This window comes from Shewanella psychropiezotolerans, from assembly GCF_007197555.1.
Lineage (GTDB): Bacteria > Pseudomonadota > Gammaproteobacteria > Enterobacterales > Shewanellaceae > Shewanella > Shewanella psychropiezotolerans.
Window position 1 is genome coordinate 37,519 of record NZ_CP041614.1, and the last position, 12,337, is coordinate 49,855.

Annotated in this window: 13 protein-coding genes; 8 read left to right on the forward strand and 5 right to left on the reverse strand. The window is 45.4% G+C overall.

Going from position 1 to position 12,337, the window contains the following annotated elements; all coding sequences use genetic code 11:
• Positions 1-4: 4 nt before the first annotated feature.
• The 3 genes from rsmB to def are packed head-to-tail and all read right to left on the reverse strand — an operon-like array spanning position 5 to position 2,761.
• Positions 5-1,282, reverse strand: coding sequence for a 16S rRNA (cytosine(967)-C(5))-methyltransferase RsmB (gene rsmB, locus FM037_RS00175; protein WP_144044319.1), 1,278 nt, complete (start codon positions 1,280-1,282; stop codon positions 5-7).
• Positions 1,282-2,241: a methionyl-tRNA formyltransferase gene (gene fmt, locus FM037_RS00180; protein ID WP_144044320.1), complete on the reverse strand. Its 960-nt coding sequence runs from the start codon at positions 2,239-2,241 to the stop codon at positions 1,282-1,284. The genes rsmB and fmt overlap by 1 nt, the downstream gene beginning before the upstream one ends.
• 7 nt (positions 2,242-2,248) lie before the next feature.
• Positions 2,249-2,761 carry a peptide deformylase gene (gene def, locus FM037_RS00185; RefSeq protein ID WP_144044321.1) on the reverse strand — a complete coding sequence of 171 codons (513 nt, stop codon included), beginning with the start codon at positions 2,759-2,761 and terminating at the stop codon, positions 2,249-2,251.
• A 181-nt stretch (positions 2,762-2,942) separates the two neighbouring features.
• Here def and FM037_RS00190 point away from each other — a divergent pair, with 181 nt between their 5' ends.
• The 3 genes from FM037_RS00190 (at position 2,943) to FM037_RS00200 (ending at position 5,735) form a co-directional block, all read left to right on the forward strand.
• Entirely contained in the window at positions 2,943-4,043 is a 1,101-nt protein-coding gene (locus FM037_RS00190) for a LysM peptidoglycan-binding domain-containing protein (RefSeq protein ID WP_144044322.1), read from the forward strand.
• A gap of 220 nt (positions 4,044-4,263) precedes the next feature.
• Entirely contained in the window at positions 4,264-5,259 is a 996-nt protein-coding gene (dprA, locus tag FM037_RS00195; RefSeq protein WP_456114954.1) for a DNA-processing protein DprA, read from the forward strand.
• Between the two features lie 2 nt (positions 5,260-5,261).
• Positions 5,262-5,735: a DUF494 family protein gene (locus FM037_RS00200; protein WP_144044324.1), complete on the forward strand. Its 474-nt coding sequence runs from the start codon at positions 5,262-5,264 to the stop codon at positions 5,733-5,735.
• 396 nt (positions 5,736-6,131) lie between these two features.
• On the opposite strand, the gene FM037_RS00205 is transcribed toward FM037_RS00200, so the two are convergent.
• Entirely contained in the window at positions 6,132-7,904 is a 1,773-nt protein-coding gene (locus tag FM037_RS00205) for a collagenase (RefSeq protein WP_185976927.1), read from the reverse strand.
• 140 nt (positions 7,905-8,044) lie between these two features.
• Here FM037_RS00205 and FM037_RS00210 point away from each other — a divergent pair, with 140 nt between their 5' ends.
• The 5 genes from FM037_RS00210 to FM037_RS00230 all read left to right on the forward strand — a co-directional run bounded on the left by FM037_RS00210 (position 8,045) and on the right by FM037_RS00230 (position 11,662).
• Positions 8,045-8,608 (forward strand): DNA topoisomerase family protein, encoded by a 564-nt coding sequence (locus tag FM037_RS00210; RefSeq protein ID WP_144044326.1) that lies wholly within the window; start codon positions 8,045-8,047, stop codon positions 8,606-8,608.
• Between the two features lie 175 nt (positions 8,609-8,783).
• Positions 8,784-9,341, forward strand: coding sequence for an L-threonylcarbamoyladenylate synthase (locus FM037_RS00215; protein ID WP_144044327.1), 558 nt, complete (start codon positions 8,784-8,786; stop codon positions 9,339-9,341).
• Between the two features lie 90 nt (positions 9,342-9,431).
• The gene (gene hemF / locus FM037_RS00220; protein ID WP_144044328.1) at positions 9,432-10,352 is read left to right on the forward strand and encodes an oxygen-dependent coproporphyrinogen oxidase; all 921 of its coding nucleotides are present in this window, start codon (positions 9,432-9,434) and stop codon (positions 10,350-10,352) included.
• 225 nt (positions 10,353-10,577) lie between these two features.
• Positions 10,578-11,402 (forward strand): shikimate dehydrogenase, encoded by an 825-nt coding sequence (gene aroE, locus FM037_RS00225; RefSeq protein WP_144044329.1) that lies wholly within the window; start codon positions 10,578-10,580, stop codon positions 11,400-11,402.
• Positions 11,399-11,662, forward strand: coding sequence for a DUF1488 family protein (locus FM037_RS00230; RefSeq protein WP_144044330.1), 264 nt, complete (start codon positions 11,399-11,401; stop codon positions 11,660-11,662). Before aroE ends, FM037_RS00230 begins: the two co-directional genes overlap by 4 nt.
• A 53-nt stretch (positions 11,663-11,715) precedes the next feature.
• Here FM037_RS00230 and FM037_RS00235 read toward each other — a convergent pair whose 3' ends face one another.
• On the reverse strand, positions 11,716-12,270 hold the full coding sequence (locus tag FM037_RS00235; protein WP_144044331.1) for a gamma carbonic anhydrase family protein: 555 nt from the start codon (positions 12,268-12,270) through the stop codon (positions 11,716-11,718).
• Between the last annotated feature and the right edge of the window lie 67 nt (positions 12,271-12,337).

Here is a 12,337-nt window from a genome sequence, read left to right on the forward strand (position 1 = left end):
TACTTTATCCCTTTACTAGGCGAGCGTAATAGAATCCGTCCATATTCTCTGTTCCCGGGGTAATTTGCCAGCCGATATCGTCGGAATTTGGCTGTTCACTGATAGGAACTAGAGTGGCGTCATCGGCTCTTGCTAAGAATGAGCGGATTTGCTGTTCATTCTCTTGTGGGAGAATCGAGCAGGTTGCATACAGGAGTGTGCCACCTGGCTTAAGCCACTGCCAGCAATGATCTAAAATTTTACTCTGTAGTGAGGCTAGCTCATCAATATCGGCTTGTTTTCTTAGCCACTTGATATCCGGATGGCGACGTATTACACCCGTTGCCGAACAGGGGGCGTCGAGTAAGATACGATCGAACTTGTCACCTTGCCACCAGGAATCAATATCGGCAGCATCTCCATGAACTAGCTTGGCCTCGAGTGATAGGCGATCCAGATTCTGTTGCACACGCTCGAGACGTTTCTCATCGAAATCGACGGCGACCAGCTGAATATTTGCCAGCTCTAATAGATGGCAAGTCTTGCCCCCTGGCGCTGCACAAGCATCGAGTACCAGCTCACCATCTTTAGGGGCCAGTAGCGTGGCAGCCCACTGAGCCGCACCATCCTGAACCGAAGCGGCACCTTGTTCGAAGCCTGGCAGCTGTGTTACATCTCTCGGGCTCTCGAGTAAGATAGCATCGCTGCTCTTGCCAGCAGAAGCCGGGATCTCTATTTCGGCTAAGGTGGCAAGATACTCATCCCGAGTCTGTGACAACTTATTATTGCGCAGCCACATTGGCGGACGCTGGTGGCTCTGCTCGATAACCTCTTGCCAATTTTCAGGGTAAGCGGCTTTAAGGCGCTTAACAATCCAGGCTGGGGTGTTGAAGGCTAAGGTATCGTTATCTGTCGGCAGCGGCTTTTCTTGGCGTTGAATGTTACGCAGTACACCATTAACTACTTTAACCAAGCCTTCAAACTTAAGCTGTCTGCAGGCTTCAGCAGTTTCTGAAATCGCAGCATGGCTGGGAATTCGGGTAAAGTAGAGTTGATAGCAACCTATAAGCAGCAGTTGGTGAACGATTCTCTGCTTGCCTTTCAATGGTTTGCTCATGCAGTCGCTGACCAACTTATCAAGCTGGGGCAGGTGGCGCATCACGCCATAGCTAAGCTCTGCAAGTAGGGCCTTATCTTTGCCACTTTCTAGGTGTTTCTGTTGATCGGGAAGGGCGACGGATAACGAGGTACCTTTCTCAAGCACCTGAAATGCGACTTTTGCCGCCAGTGCGCGCAAGTTCATTAGCTAGCCTCTTTGTTTTTTAAGCGTGTGCCTGGAGTAAACCAATCACCGCGAGAATTAAGAATGTCGCCGACACTCAGTGGCTTCTTACCCGGTAACTGCATGTTCTGCAGACTCAGTACCCCTTCACCTGTCGCTATCTCTATGCCGTTCTTATCGGCTGAGATGATAGTGCCTGCCGGTGCATCGCTAATAGATTCACTCACCTTAGCCTGTCTGATCTTGATACTGGCATCATTGTGACTGAAGTGGCTAATAGGCCAAGGATTAAAGGCGCGTATTTCGCGCCAAAGCTGCAGTGCCGATTTATCCCAATCCAGCTCAGCTTCTTCTTTACTTAGCTTCTTGGCGTAGTTCGCCAGAGTTTCATCTTGTTTCTCGGCCTTGAGTTCACCATTTGTCAGACCAGCTAATGCTTGAATAAGTGCATCCGGTCCTTGTTGTGCCAATTTGTCATAGAGGCTCCCTGAGGTGTCATCATCTTCGATAGTAAGCTGAGTCTTGAGAAGCATATCACCGGTATCCAGACCTAAGTCCATCTGCATTATGGTGATACCAGTTTCTTTATCGCCGGCCCAGAGTGCTCTTTGTATCGGTGCCGCGCCGCGCCAGCGGGGAAGGATTGAGCCATGGACATTGATACAACCTAGTTTGGGGGTATCCAAAACAACTTGTGGCAAGATTAGACCGTAGGCGACGACAACCATAAGGTCGGCATTTAAGCCGCTTAGTTCCTGCTGAGCTGCTTCATTACGTAAGGATTTAGGCTGGTAAACAGGAATGTCATGCTCTAACGCCAAGGTTTTTACCGGACTCGCTTGTAATTTTTTGCCTCTTCCAGCGGGGCGATCTGGTTGAGAATAGACACAAATAACATTATGTTCAGAGTCTATCAGTGCTTGAAGGTGGCGAGCTGCGAAGTCCGGAGTACCGGCAAAAACGATATTTAATGGTTTCAAGATAATGCTATCCCTGTTTTGCTTCTAGTCGTGCGGCTTTTTCCAGCTTTTGCTTGATGCGCTGACGCTTTAAGGGCGACAGGTAATCGACAAATAACTTGCCTTTAAGGTGGTCCAGTTCGTGCTGTAAACAGATGGCGAATAAGCCATCGGCTTCGAGAGTGAACTCATGACCATCTCGATCCTGAGCCTTGATGGTGACATGTTCGGCACGCTCAATGTCGGCATAGATCCCTGGTACTGAAAGACAGCCTTCTTCATTGGAAAAGTGGCCACTGCTGGCAACAATTTCCAAATTTATGAAGACCTTTGGTCTTTCTTCTTCATCTTGAAGATCCATGATAATCAATTGTCTATGGTAATCGACCTGAGTTGCAGCTAGGCCAATCCCCTTCTCTTCGTACATGGTTTCGAACATATTATCGATTTGAGTTTGCAGGCCAGTGTTAAACTCTGTAACAGGCTTTGCAAACGTGCGTAATCTTTCATCGGGAAAACGTAAAACTTTTAGTAAACTCATACTTAAACTCTTAACAAGTCTGTCAAATCTTTATCAGTTGGTTATACTGACTTTAGCTAATGGGTCAATTTTAATCCTTAGTGGCAATCAATAACAGCAAAAGCTCTCTATATCACCAAACTAGTTTTATCTTTCGAGTGCTTCCTGCAAGGAAGAGTTTGTTATATAGAGAACAAACAGCGTGGGAACCCCGATGAAACGATTAATTTTACTCGGTTTAATTTTATTAAATTGCTCTTTTGTGTTCGCAGATACTCTGACATTGAAATCAGGGCACCCCGACTCCTATGTGGTGGAGAAGGGAGATACCCTTTGGGATATCTCTGCACACTTCCTTAAAGATCCTTGGCGCTGGCCTAAGCTTTGGGGGGCCAACCCTCAAATAGCCAACCCCCACCTCATCTATCCTGGTGACAGGCTGACCTTAGTCTTTATTGACGGTGAACCTAGACTGGTCGTTAAACCTCATATTCGTAAGTCACCTGCAGGCAGAATCATGCCTAAAGGTGGAGCCATTCCAGCCATTGATCTTGCGTTAATCAGACCATATCTGATTCAGAACAGGGTAGTAGATGGTGACTGGTTTGAAACTCAGCCTATGGTGTTAGGCGGTGAGAGTGAATCCAAGCATCATATTGTTGGCGATGTGATTTATATTCAAGCCGAGCTGACCTTAGGTGATAAATTCGGTGTCTATGAGCAAGGTCGCGATTTTGTCAGCAAGGATGGGGATGATCTTGGTGTCGAAGCGATATTAACCGCCAGTGGTCGTGTCATCGAATCTGGTTCGATTTCTAAAGTTAAGTTACTGAGTAATTTTCGTGAAACAGTTGCAGGCAACCGAGTGCTGCCAATCGAAGAAGACTCATTAATGTCCGCTTACTTTATGCCTAGAGCCGCCGAGCTTTCATCTCCTGCATCCGTGCTAGCCTCTGAGAAGAATCTTCGTGAGATGGGTAAACTCGATGTTGTTTATATAGATAAAGGCAGCGAGGACGGTGTCGAAACCGGTCATGTCTTCTCTATCTATAGAGATGGCCTAGATATAGTGATTAATGGTGATGGTCAGCCTGTAATACCGACAGAGCGAAGTACATACGAGAATATGTTGTCGAGTGTCTCTTCCGCTAACTCTATCAAGATGCCGGATATCTATCGAGGCAAGTTGATGGTGTTCAAGGTGTTCGACAAGACCAGCATGGGACTCATCATGGTTAATGAGAGGTCCGTTAGAGTCGAAGATAAGCTAGTAAAACCCGATGCACTCCTTATCAGTGAATAAACTGTCAGCGAATAAAATAGTAGTGAATAAAGCTTAGAATTGGATAAATAAACTGATTGCAGGTGAAGGATTATCTGTTGAAGGTGCTCATTACAAATATTGAGGTGAAGGAATTACCGATAAACTGGTCGACTGGCTGGTTGTTAGTGCAGTATCCGGGTTAGGACCCGCCCGGACTCAACAACTGCTCAACTACATGGATGTAGAGGAACTCAGACAGATGTTAGAGCATGAACCCGACGCTCTTCCTCTACCAGAGAGTTTACTCAAGCGTTCACTCATTCCTGACTTTTCTCGAGTAGAGTCAGCCTTGTCATGGCAACAAGCTGCCGATAATCATTATATATTGACCTTAGACGATCCCGACTACCCTTATCTGCTCAAGCAGATAATCGATCCGCCAACGATTATATTTGTCAAAGGAGAGCTCCATGCGTTGAAGTTTCCTGGTATTGCGATTGTCGGTAGCAGAGCCGCGTCACAAACAGGACTGCAGATAGCCTATCGGTTGGCTTCTGAGATAACAGGTTTAGGTTTTGCTGTAGTGAGTGGTATGGCCGTGGGCATCGACGGCTCTGCTCACCAAGCATGTATCGATAATGACGGAAGAACCTTGGCAGTTTTGGGGACGGGAACCGATGTGATCTATCCTCGCAGACACAGGACTATTTATGAAAAAATTCAGTACCATGGAGCCATAGTCAGTGAGTTTTGGCCTGGCACTAAACCTTTCGCTGGTAATTTTCCGAAACGTAACAGGATAATCAGCGGTCTATCTCTAGGTACCTTAGTGGTAGAAGCCTGCAGAAAAAGCGGTTCACTGATTACCGCTAAGCTGGCATTGGATCAGGGGCGTGAAGTGTTCGCGGTTCCTGGCAATATTCTGGCAGGTCAGAGTCAAGGTTGCCATGACCTTCTCAAAGATGGGGCAAAGCTTGTAGAGAATGTGGCCGATATAATAGAAGAAGTTACGGCTTTATCGGATTTTCACCTTGAAGAACTGAGAAGGCGTCACCATATAGAGGAGGTTAAGGCCGTAGATTTGCCATTTGCCTCACTGTTAGCTAGTGTAGGATATGAGACCACAACAATAGATGATGTGGTTGAGCATAGTGGAAAGGCCATAGATTTAGTATTAGAGCAAATGCTTGAACTTGAATTACAAGGTTGGGTCGCTGTAGTACCCGGTGGTTATATAAGACTAAAGAGGAGCTAGCCATGTTTGATATCCTCATGTATCTATTTGAAAACTATGTTCACAGTGAAGTAGAGTTTTTAGTGGATGAAGATGAGCTTACACAAGAGCTCACCCGTGCTGGTTTTCACCAGTCCGAGATAATTAAAGCCATCTCTTGGCTTGAACATTTAGCTGAGCTACAGGAAGGAGATACACCTTACCTGTGTGATCATGCTCAACACTCATTCAGAATTTATACTCAGAATGAGATGGATAAGCTAGATGTCGAGTGTAGAGGTTTTCTTCTATTTCTAGAGCAGATAAAAGTACTAAGCGTTATAACACGTGAAATGGTCATAGACCGTGTCATGGAACTCGATGAGCCGATGTTAATATTGGAAGATCTCAAGTGGGTAGTGCTTATGGTGTTATTTAATGCGCCAGGTAATGAGTCTGCTTATGAAAAAATGGAAGATCTTATCTTCGAGCAGCCTGATGGTCGATTGCATTCCTAATTATATCAGCACTAATTATCTCTTCACTTCATGTGACAAAAAGAAAGGAGGCTAGGCCTCCTTTTTTATACATGGAAGTATTTATCCCCGAGCGCAGGGATAGCGTTAGAGGGGATTTGTGTCCGGACGTAAATGTTCTTGGCATTTATCGGCATTTCCACCATCCGTGGCGGTCAGAACACTTATGTCTATTTGCCAGGGATGGAAATAAATAGACTTTATACATGAACCTCTTTGGTTCATAAGACTATTTATCCACATTAGCTCCCGAGCGCAGGGACAGCGTTAGAGGGGGGTTGTGTCTGGCCGTAAATGTGCTCCATAATCTCGAAATTTCTCGGTCTGTGTCACTCAGACCTAAGCCCATAAATGAGCTTAGGTTCCAATATTCATTGATTAATAATGCCTGTGAGCATCATCCTTTATCAGGTGCACTGGGGCTAAGTAATCACGATAGCTGTAGCGGTTTTGTTTGTGCAGCCTAGGCTTAGCTTGATCTTCACTATCATCAAACTGCTCGGCTCGCTCCGCTAGCCAGCGGCTAAATTCATCTTGATGCTGAGTTAATTCTGCAAGTAGCTCGTTATAGCCCTCGAAGTAATCTGTTTTAAGATATTGGCTCAGCTGAACGAAGTCTTCGTGGTAGTTCTCGGCCAAGAATCGAATTGCCATATAGCTCCAGCTATAAGTTCGCTCCAGACCGTCTTTATATTCGGTGGCGAAGATCTCTTCCAGACTCGGCGCCTCATCGATTTTCTTCTTCACTATTCTTAAGGTTTTGGCGTTGTCATTACCCTTAGAGATGTATTCGGCTAAGCCCTCTGACCACCACACCATCTTCTCCGGGAAATGACCGAAACCGCCATACTTGATGAAGTGTCCGTCCAGGTAGTGCACATATTCGTGATTGAGATTCCAGATGGCGAATTCAGGTTGGATCCAGAACTGACGATAGGCGAAGAAAGTTGCCTGGTTGCCAGGCTTAGATGGTGTGCCTTCTATATACATACCACCATTATCCGTGCTGATATCGAATAACAACTGGCCGTAAGCGTTATATTGACTCCAATTCTTGAAGGCGATGACTCTGAGGGCATCATTAAAATCGTTAGCCGTTGGCTGCTCTCTGGTTTCTAGTAAAGTGTGGAAATTAGATTCCTGAGAGGTGAGCTTAGTACAGCTGATGGCCAGTTCCTGCTCGTTCAAATCCTGTGCAAGAATAAATAGGCTGTCTGAGCAATGATGTTCAATAGGCAGTATTTCGCTCTGCTCAGGGATACGGCAGCTATCACTGTTTTTCTCACACTCTTCTAATCCCGCAAATGAGTTGACGTGATAGCCTAAGGTGTAGGCATCCTTTGCCGCATCGCCTCTGACGCTGATATCTTGCCTCGCTATATCGGCTACGGCCTTATCTAAAGCTGCTTCATCTTGCGTGGCGTTAGCATCTTCACTGGCTGGTAGCGCTAAACGATATAGGCCTAGTGCCCAGTAAGCATTGCGCTTAGGCCAGTCTTTATCCTTGCGTATGCTGTTATCTGAGCCAGCAAATGCCAATAAGGTTTTATCTAATCCCAAATCAAGTAGTGCCTTATTAAGCTCACCATCACTGTCTTTTCTTGCGACATTGAGCAGCAAGCCGTAAGCCCGAAGCGTCTCCCATAGGGCGTAATCATGTTCTTGATCGCTGGCACTCTCAGCAAGTTGAATGAATTGATTATCGAGAAGTGGGGTTAATCTTGCTAATGCACTCGCCTGTTCGTTGTTGGCGTAGTAGCGATACAGGGTGACGGCAAATTGCTCTTGCAGGCGGGCAGATGAAACAAAAACATCTGTAGAAGCTAAGCTGTTTAACCCTGATGTTAGCAATGCAAAGCTATTATCATCTAAATCATCTATTGGGCCGAAGTAACTAAAGGCTCTTAAATAGTAGAGTAGGCTGTTGGCTTCAGATAAGTTGGCTGTATTATTTAACCTGAAAACGACTTGTTCGAAGGCACCTTGAGTAAGCAATGGGCTACTGGCATCGAATAGACTTTCGTTTGAGGCTTGAGTAATTTCCTGTAATAAACTCGTGTCTGTGATGATTTGAGGTGAGGTACTACAGGCCGATAGTCCTACAAGAGCAGGGAGAGCTATCGCAAGAGCCAAAATTGACTTGCGCAACATAAGATTCATCCTATTGTATTTTTGCATACAATATACTCACGTTGTTTGTATAAACCTAGTGCTATTTAATCTCCTAAGACATTTCCCTGTTTTGGCTTTGCTTGGTAAAATGGCAAATACCTGATTCAGCCGAGAAACCCATGTCTAAAATTGATGATCAACTGTTTAGTTCCCATGAGCATGCTTTAGAGAAAGAGTATGAACTCTGCCCTAAGTGTGGCAGTGAACTATCGGTTCGGCATAGTAAACATGGCGGGTTCATTGGATGTAATAGTTATCCTGTATGTGATTACACCCGGCCACTAGTGCAACATGAGTCAATTGAGACTCAAGTTATCCCAGGTTCAGAGTGCCCCGAGTGTGGTCATGAACTGGCGGTAAAGTCTGGACGATTTGGCATTTTTATTGGTTGTACAAATTACCCGGATTGTAAGCACATTGAAAAGCATGATCAGGAAGAGCCTGAAGATCAGATAGCTTGCCCAAGTTGTAAAACTGGGAAAATAGAGCAGAGAACTAGTCGGTTCGGGAAAAGTTTTTATGCCTGCAGTAGTTACCCTAAGTGTAAGTTTTTAGTGAACTATCGACCCGTAGCCGAAGCTTGCCCCGAGTGTGGTTTCGGCATCCTGATAGAGAGGAAAGGTGCCGCAGGGTCTCGTTTAGAGTGTCCGAAGAAGACATGCAAGTATAAAAGAGCAGTCTAAATATCCTTGTTATCAGGCTTGTTGGTCTGATTAATAGATTTGTTCGGCTATAATTTCTATTCATGTATTCGTCTTCACAATCTCTGTATAATCTTCCCGATCGAGCTCTCCCGAGTGATGGGGCGGTGAGTTCTTTTATGGCTAAATTATTGAATTTTATTGAAGGTAACGATACATGTTGCAGTTAGACCCATCAGAAATTTCTGAGGTGATTGAAAATGGAGGCGTGATCGCCTATCCAACCGAGGCTGTGTATGGCTTAGGCTGTGATCCTGATAATGATGTAGCGATAGCGAAGTTACTCGGCTTGAAGCAGCGTCCTTGGCAGAAGGGATTGATCTTAGTCGCCAGCGATTATTCTCAGCTCGCGCCCTACCTCGATGACACTCAGTTGACGAGTAAACAGCTTGAGTCAGTGTTTTCCAAATGGCCGGGCCCTTTCACTTTTATTATGCCTATAAGATACGATATTTCTAAGCTGCTCTGTGGCAGCTTTAATTCATTGGCGGTTAGGGTCTCCGCTCATCCTGGAATACAAGCTATCTGTAATAAGCTGGGTAAACCTCTGGTGTCTACCAGTGCAAATATTACCGGACAAGAGCCGGCAATGAGTTTGGATGAAGTGACCGCACAATTTGAAGGCGTGATAGCAGGCGTTGCCACTGGAGAATTAGGCTTAGAGGCTAGCCCTTCGACGATTATCGACGCCCTCAGCGGCAAGGTCTTACGCTAAGCACTTAAATAAAAGTAGTTCGATAAAGCTACTTAGGTAGAAGACTCTATAAATGTGCCAGCTTATAAATATAAAAGAAAAGGAATCTATATGTCTGTACCTGATATCAGTACAGTAAAATCATTTTTACTCGCCCTGCAGCAGCAAATCTGTGAAGGCCTGGAACAGCTTGATGGCAAGGGAGAGTTTAAGGCTGATTCCTGGGAGCGTGAAGAAGGTGGCGGTGGCACGAGTCGGGTACTAACCAAAGGTGCCGTATTCGAGCAAGCCGGCGTTAATTTTTCCCATGTAACAGGCGCTTCAATGCCTGCTTCAGCAACTGCCCATCGTCCGGAGCTTGCTGGCCGTAGCTTCGAGGCTATGGGGGTGTCATTGGTCATTCATCCTAATAATCCCTATATCCCTACGACACATGCGAACGTGCGTTTCTTCATTGCATCTAAAGAGGGAGCCGATCCGGTTTGGTGGTTTGGCGGGGGATTCGATCTGACTCCTTATTACCCATTCGAGCAAGATGTCATTGAATGGCACCAACATTCCAAGTCTTTCTGTGACCCATTCGGTGATGAGGTTTACCCTAAGTATAAGAAGTGGTGTGATGAATACTTCTATTTGCCCCATAGAGATGAGACTCGCGGTGTCGGTGGGCTCTTTTTCGATGATCTTAACCAAGAAGGTTTCGATACTAGCTTCGAATTTATGCAAGCAGTTGGTACTGGCTTCTTAACCGCCTATGCCCCAATCGTTAAGCGCCGTAAAGATACTGAATATGGTGAGAAGGAACGCGACTTCCAACTTTACCGTCGTGGGCGCTATGTCGAATTTAATCTCGTGTATGACAGAGGTACCTTGTTCGGATTGCAAACTGGTGGCAGGACTGAGTCAATCTTGATGTCGATGCCGCCTTTGGTCCGTTGGGAGTATATGTACACACCAGAAGCTGGATCTCCTGAAGCTTTGCTTTATACAGACTTTCTGAAACCGAGAGACTGGTTGGGTTTGGATAAGTAGAGTTATGCTTGATTGAATAGCTGGTGGTACAGGCATTAACTGAAGCATATGTCGATGCCACATTCCCGACAATCTGGGTTTGAATAAGTAAATAGTTAATTAAGCGTAACCAATTAGCCATATTTAAGGTGATTGGTTACGAATGTTGTCGGCTAATACGCTGATAGCCTGATAAGTAGCTTCCCTATGGTTTAATCAGATTGCATCCGACTTTGGAGATAAACGATGACTGACAGATACGCCGTTTTTGGAAACCCGATAGCACACAGTAAATCTCCATTTATACATGGCTTATTTGCCGAAGAGACGGAGCAAGTATTGGAGTATGAAGCCTTGCTGGCTCCTATCAATGGTTTCGAAAAGAGCTTGTCGGAGTTTTGGCTTAATAAAGGTAAGGGAGCCAATGTTACCGTACCCTTTAAAGAGCAGGCATTTAAATTATGTGATGAGTTGAGTGAATTAGCTCAGCTGGCGGGAGCGGTTAATACCTTAACCTTATTAGAGAACGGTCATGTTCGTGGTGACAATACCGATGGTTTAGGTCTGGTCGCCGATCTTCAAAGTAACTTTGGTAGTTTAGTAGGAAAGCGAGTGCTGCTCTTGGGGGCTGGTGGGGCGGCAAGAGGCTGCATTCTGCCTCTGTTAAATGCCAAGATCACTGAGCTCTGTATCCATAACAGAACTCATGAGAAGGCAGAAGTGCTAACCGAGCTGTTCGCTGAATACGGAAACATCAGCGCCATAGCGACTAATGAATTGACAGCTTCATTCGATATAATCATTAATTCTACTTCTTCAAGCTTATCCGGTGATGTTCCACAGATACCCGAGTCAGTCATAGATGCAGAAACAAAGTGCTACGACATGATGTATAGCAAGCAGATGACTTCGTTCAATTCTTGGGCCTCATCCTTGGGAGCGAATAAGGTGGTCGATGGCTTAGGAATGTTAGTAGGGCAGGCTGCTAAGAGTTTTGAATTATGGCGTGGTGTTAGGCCCAAGGTGACAACAGCTTTATATGCATTAAGAGTCAAGTTGGATGCAGAATGAATCAGAGTGTTTTATTTCCGGACTTACAAGATTGGGATGACACTAAGCAGCTGGTTATTTTTCCGGCCCAGGCTCAGGGAGCTAATATACAATGCCGAATAAGCCTATCAAGATTAACTAAGCTACATGGTGAGGAGTTGACGGGGGAAGCCGAAGTGCTCGCTGCCTTCGAAGCATGTCGTTTCGATATAGAAGATCACGTTGAAGAGCTCATCGAACAGGAGATGTTCGATGAGGATGGGGCTGTGAGTTGGCGCTAATCCCCTACACATTGTTAAAGGCCGGGCATAGATAACTGAAGGCCTGTTTTGAACTAGACTGGAGTGACTATCTCTTCATCTAAATATTCATTCTTGAGTCGAACATAATTATCGGCTGACTGAGGTAGAAACTTAAGTTCTGCTTCGGTCAGGGCTCGGATCTGTTTTGCCGGACTACCTACATATAAGTGGCCACTCTTTAGTACCTTCCCTGGAGGAACTAATGAACCAGCTCCTAAGATTACATCATCTTCTAATATTGCACCGTCCAGGATAATGGCTCCCATGCCAACTAAGATACGATTGCCAACTGTGCAACCATGGAGCATAGCCTTATGTCCTATGGTGACGTCATCGCCTATTAATAGAGGGTGGCCGTCAGGATTAGAGGGAGACTTGCGTGTGACATGAAGAATGGCCCCGTCTTGTACATTAGTCCTTTTGCCAATTCTCATGTGGTTCACATCACCGCGAGCGGCAACTAAAGGCCAAATACTAGAATCAGTATCTAAAAATATGTCGCCAACGAGTACACAGGCATCATCCAGGTATACAGAATCATCGAATTGAGGACTTACCCCTTTATAGGCTCTTAATGAAACAGGCACTGAAACTCCTTATATATAGGTTTGAAGCGTAATACCGGCATTATAATGCTTAAAAAGTAGGAGGTCA

Coding starts and splice junctions, on each gene's coding strand:
- rsmB (WP_144044319.1), bottom strand. CDS start 1,282: ATGAACTTGCGCGCACTGGCGGCAAAAGTCGCATTTCAGGTGCTTGAG.
- def (WP_144044321.1), bottom strand. CDS start 2,761: ATGAGTTTACTAAAAGTTTTACGTTTTCCCGATGAAAGATTACGCACG.
- dprA (WP_456114954.1), top strand. CDS start 4,264: ATGTTAGAGCATGAACCCGACGCTCTTCCTCTACCAGAGAGTTTACTC.
- FM037_RS00200 (WP_144044324.1), top strand. CDS start 5,262: ATGTTTGATATCCTCATGTATCTATTTGAAAACTATGTTCACAGTGAA.
- FM037_RS00205 (WP_185976927.1), bottom strand. CDS start 7,904: ATGTTGCGCAAGTCAATTTTGGCTCTTGCGATAGCTCTCCCTGCTCTT.
- FM037_RS00210 (WP_144044326.1), top strand. CDS start 8,045: ATGTCTAAAATTGATGATCAACTGTTTAGTTCCCATGAGCATGCTTTA.
- FM037_RS00215 (WP_144044327.1), top strand. CDS start 8,784: ATGTTGCAGTTAGACCCATCAGAAATTTCTGAGGTGATTGAAAATGGA.
- hemF (WP_144044328.1), top strand. CDS start 9,432: ATGTCTGTACCTGATATCAGTACAGTAAAATCATTTTTACTCGCCCTG.
- aroE (WP_144044329.1), top strand. CDS start 10,578: ATGACTGACAGATACGCCGTTTTTGGAAACCCGATAGCACACAGTAAA.
- FM037_RS00230 (WP_144044330.1), top strand. CDS start 11,399: ATGAATCAGAGTGTTTTATTTCCGGACTTACAAGATTGGGATGACACT.